Source organism: Actinosynnema sp. NPDC059797, from assembly GCF_042732085.1.
Classification (GTDB): Bacteria; Actinomycetota; Actinomycetes; order Mycobacteriales; family Pseudonocardiaceae; genus Actinosynnema.
On record NZ_JBHWIE010000455.1, the window covers coordinates 1 to 5014 of the forward strand.

A 5014-nucleotide genomic window follows, 5' to 3' on the forward strand; every position below is an offset into this window, starting at 1 on the left:
ATGGATCCGCAGCAGCGGTTGTTGTTGGAGGTTGCCTGGGAGGCTTTCGAGCGGGCGGGCATCGACGCGCACTCGCTGCGCGGCACCCGGACCGGCGTGCTGGTGGGAGCGACACCGCACGGGTACGGCGCGGTGCGGACCGATGCCGGCGGGTACCTCCTCACCGGTACCACGCCCGGGGTCCTGTCCGGGCGGATCGCGTACCAGTTCGGGTTCGAGGGACCCGCGCTGACGGTGGACACGGCCTGTTCGTCGTCGTTGGTGGCACTGCACCTGGCCGCGCGGGCACTGCGGTCGGGCGAGTGCTCGCTCGCCCTGGCCGGCGGGGTCGCGGTCATGGCCACTCCCATGATCCTCACGGAGTTCGCGCGGCAGCGCGGACTGTCCCCGGACGGCCGGTGCCGGTCGTTCGGCGCGGGCGCGGACGGCACGGGGTGGTCCGAGGGCGTGGGCTTGGTGGTGCTGGAGCGGTTGTCCGACGCGCGGCGCAACGGGCACGAGGTGCTGGCGGTGCTCGCGGGCTCGGCCGTCAACCAGGACGGGGCCTCGAACGGGCTGACGGCCCCCAACGGCCCCTCCCAGCAACGGGTGATCCGCCAGGCGTTGGCCGACGCGGGGTTGACGGCCGCCGACGTCGACGCGGTGGAAGGGCACGGCACCGGCACCCGGCTCGGGGACCCGATCGAGGCGCAGGCACTGCTGGCGACCTACGGGCGGGAGCACACCGACGACGCGCCCCTGTGGCTCGGATCGGTGAAGTCGAACATCGGCCACTCGCAGGCGGCGGCGGGCGTCGCCGGGGTCATCAAGATGGTGATGGCCATGCGGCACCGGTTGCTGCCGAGGACCCTGTTCGCCGAGGATCCCTCGCCCGAGGTGGACTGGTCTTCCGGCGGCGTGGCGCTGCTGAGCCGAGCGCGGGAGTGGCCGGACGCGGACCGGCCCAGGCGAGCGGGCGTGTCCTCGTTCGGGATCAGCGGCACGAACGCGCACGTCATCCTCGAACAGGCGCCGGAGCAGCCGGCGGCGGCTGAGACCGCACCGACGCCGACGACCGCGCTCGCGCCGCCGGCGTTGCCGTTCGTGTTGTCGGCTCGTGGGTCGGGTGCGTTGGGTGGTCAGGCTGCCCGGTTGCGGTCGCACGTGATGGAGCGGCCGGATGTGGGGTTGGCGGATCTTGCTTTTTCGTTGGTGACTGATCGCGCCGCTCTTGAGCACCGGGCGGTGGTGGTTGCTTCGGACCGGGAGCAGTTGCTGGATCGCCTGGCGGATCTCGCCGAGGGTGGGACCGGGGCGGGACGCGTGTCGGGTCCGGGGCGGGTGGCGATCGTCTTCACCGGTCAGGGTTCGCAGCGGGTGGGGATGGGTCGGGGGTTGTACCGGCGGTTCCCGGTGTTCGCGGCGGCTTTCGACCGGGTGTGCGGGTTGTTGGACCCGGCGGTTCGGGCTGCCGTGTTCGATGTGGACGGTCAGGGTGGCCGTTTGGATTCCACGGAGTTGGCGCAGCCGGCGTTGTTCGCGGTTGAGGTGGCGTTGTTCCGGTTGTTCGAGTCCTGGGGTGTGGTCCCGGATTTCGTGACGGGTCATTCGGTGGGGGAGATCGCGGCGGCGCATGTGTCGGGTGTGTTGTCGCTGGAGGATGCCTGTCGGTTGGTCACGGCGCGGGGTCGGTTGATGCAGGGGCTCGCGCCGGGTGGGGTGATGGTGGCGGTCGCGGCCGGTGAGGATGTGGTTGCGCCGTTGGTGGCCGAGGACCTTGAGGTGTCGATCGCGGCGGTGAACAGCCCATCGTCGGTGGTGGTGTCCGGGGCTGAGGCCGCGGTGGAGCGGATCGTGGCGAGGCTGACCAGTCTCGGTTGCCGGACGAAGCGGCTGGTGGTGAGCCACGCGTTCCACTCGCCGTTGATGGAACCGATGCTGGACGACTTCCGCGCCGTGGTGGCCGGGTTGACGTTCCGGTCACCGCGCATCGGGACCGTGAACGAGGCGATGACCGATCCGGAATATTGGGTGCGGCACGTGCGGGACACGGTTCGGTTCGCCGAGACGGTCACCCGACTGCACGACTGCGGTGTGACTCGGTTCGTGGAACTGGGTCCCGATGCGGTGCTGACCGGGTTGGTGCGGGAATGCCTCGACGGCCACGAGATCACAGCCGTGCCCAGCCTGCGGCGTGGTCAGGACGAGGTCGAGTCGGCGCTCACGGGGCTGGGCGCGTTGTTCGCTGCCGGGGTGGCGGTGAACTGGTCGGAGCTGTTCGACGGCACCGGTGCCCGACGCACCGAACTGCCCACCTACGCCTTCCAACGCCGGCACTACTGGCTGGACGCGTCCTCCCTCCCGGAGCACGACCTCGCCGCCGTCGGCCTGGAGCCGGTCGATCACCCCTTCCTGCGCGCCGAGATGCCGGTGGGCGATGCCGGCGCGCTCGTCCTCACCGGCAGCCTGTCCGTGGACCGGCAACCGTGGTTGGCCGACCACGTGGTGTCGGGCACGCCGATCCTGCCCGGAACCGGGTTCCTGGACCTGGCCTCGCACGCCGCGCGGCGAACCGGTGCCGGCCCGGTGGAAGAACTGGTCGTGCACGCACCCCTGGTGGTGCCGGAGCACGGCGACACCCAACTCCAGCTGGTGGTCGACGCACCGGACGACACCGGTCGCCGTGCGCTGCGCGTGCTGTCCCGAGGGGGAGGCGCCGCCGGGAACGACACCTGGACCCGGCACGCCGACGGCAGCCTGGCCCCACCCGCCGAATCCGCGTCCGCGACCGGCTGGAACGGCGAGGTCGATCCCGACGCCCGACCCATCGCCACCACCACCGCGTACGCGGAGCTGACCCGCCGGGGGTACGACTACGGACCGGCGTTCCGAGGACTGCGAGCCGTCCACCGCGGCGACGACGTGGTCTTCGCCGACATCGTGCTGGACGAGGCGGCGGGGCCCGGTGACCCGGGGTTCGACCTGCACCCCGCCCTCCTGGACGCCGCCGTCCAGGCCGCGCTGGTCGGCCTGTTCGAGACCGCCGACGAGACGCTGGTGCCGTTCGCGTGGAGTGGTGTCACCGTGCACACCGCGGCCCCGTCGGCCTTGCGAGCCCGCATCCGGAGGACCGGTGCCGACGCGGTGGCCGTCGTGCTCTCCGACCGCGACGGCAACCCGGTCGCGTCGATCGAGTCGCTGGTGCTGCGACCCGCCTCACCGACCCCGTCGACGGGTCGGGGCGAGGCGGCGCTGTTCCGGTTGTCGTGGCTGCCGAAGGAGGTCGGCGCCCACCCCGGCACCGACGACTGGGCGGTGGTGGGGGAGGACCCGCACGACCTCGGTGCGCGGGTGGCCGGCGAAGGCCCACCGCTCGACCGGTACGCCGACCTCGCCGCGCTGCGGGCCGCGGTGGCGGCGGGGGCGCCGACGCCGACCGCGGTGATCACCGTGCTCCCCCCGACCGGCGTCGCGGACTTCGGCGGCGTGCACCACGCGCTGCGACTCGTGCAGGACTGGCTGGCCGATGAGGCGGTGGCCGACGCCCTGCTGGTCGTCGTCACCACCGGTGCCGTCGATCCGAGGGGTGACGAGGGCGTTGATCTCGGCCACGCGCCGGTCTGGGGTCTGCTGCGCGCCGCGCAGTCCGAGCACCCCGACCGCATCGTGCTCGTCGACGTGGCGCCGGGCGGGGAGGGGGCACAACAGCTCGCCGCCGCGGTGGCCACGGGGGAGCCGCAGCTCGCGCTGTCCGCCGAGGGCGTCCGCGTCCCGCGCCTGACCCGCCCGCCCGGGGATCCCGGCTCGCACCACGCCGCCGGGAAACCGTTGCCGGAGAACGGAACCGTGCTGCTGACCGGGGCGTTCGGCCGACTCGGTCGGTTGCTCGCGCGGCACCTGGCCACCGAGCACGGCGTGACGAGCGTGCTGCTGGTGAGCAGGAGCGGCCCCGTCACGCCCGAGGCGCGGGCCCTGGTGGCCGAGCTGACCGGGCTCGGCCTGGAAGTGCGGGCCGAAGCCTGCGACGTCGCCGACCGCGCCGCGCTCGCCGCGCTGCTCGGCGAGTTGCCCGCCGATCGACCCCTCACGGCCGTGGTCCACGCGGCCGGCGTGCTCGACGACGGCGTGTTCACCGACCTGAGCCCGCAACGCCTCGACGCGGTCATGGGCCCCAAGGCGGTGGCCGCCAGGAACCTCCACGAGCTGACCCTCGACCTGCCGCTGTCGGCGTTCGTGCTGTACTCCTCCATCTCGGGCCTGATCGGCGCGGCGGGCCAGGCCAACTACGCCGCCGCCAACACCTACCTCGACGCGCTCGCCCACCACCGCGCCCGGCAGGGACTCCCGGCGACGTCGCTGGCGTGGGGGATGTGGGACCAGCGGGGCGGTATGGCGGCGGCGCTCGGCGCCGGCGACCTCAACCGGATGGCCCGCTCGGGAGTGGCGGCGTTGTCCGAGGCCGAGGGGCTCTCGCTCTTCGACGCCGCCGTTCGGCGGGGCGAGCCGCTGCTCGTGCCACTGCGGTTGGACACCGCTTCCGCCGCGGCCGGCGGGAGCGTGCACCCGCTGCTCCGCGAACTGATCACGCCGCGGCGGGTTCACCCGGCGGCCGTGCCGAGCCGTTCGGACGGGCCGCGCCCCTCCGGCGAGGACGTGACGGCCCGGCCTGGGCGACTGCTGGAGCTGGTGCGTGCGGAGGCGGGGCGGGTGCTCGGTTACGACGGGCGCGACCCGATCGGCGTCGACCGCACCTTCAAGGAATCCGGGCTCGACTCGCTCACCGCCGTCGAGCTGCGCAACCGGCTCAACGCGATCACCGGGTTGCGCTTGGCGACCACGGCCGTGTTCGACCACCCGACCCCGCGGGCCCTCGCCGACCACCTGCTGGGCCGGCTCACCCCGAGCGGTGAGGCGCCGGCGACGACCGGTCCGGCGGTGAGCGGTGCCGATGATCCGGTGGTGGTGGTGGGGATGGCGTGTCGTTATCCGGGTGGGGTGGGTTCTCCGGAGGAGTTGTGGGATCTGGTTGTCGGTG

General features: G+C 73.2%; 1 protein-coding gene. It reads left to right on the plus strand.

The genetic code is table 11. The annotated features are described in order from the left end of the window. Positions 1-21: 21 nt before the first annotated feature. Positions 22-5014, plus strand: a 4993-nt coding sequence (locus ACFV4N_RS39590) for a type I polyketide synthase (RefSeq protein WP_499677822.1), incomplete at its 3' end; no start/stop codon positions are given.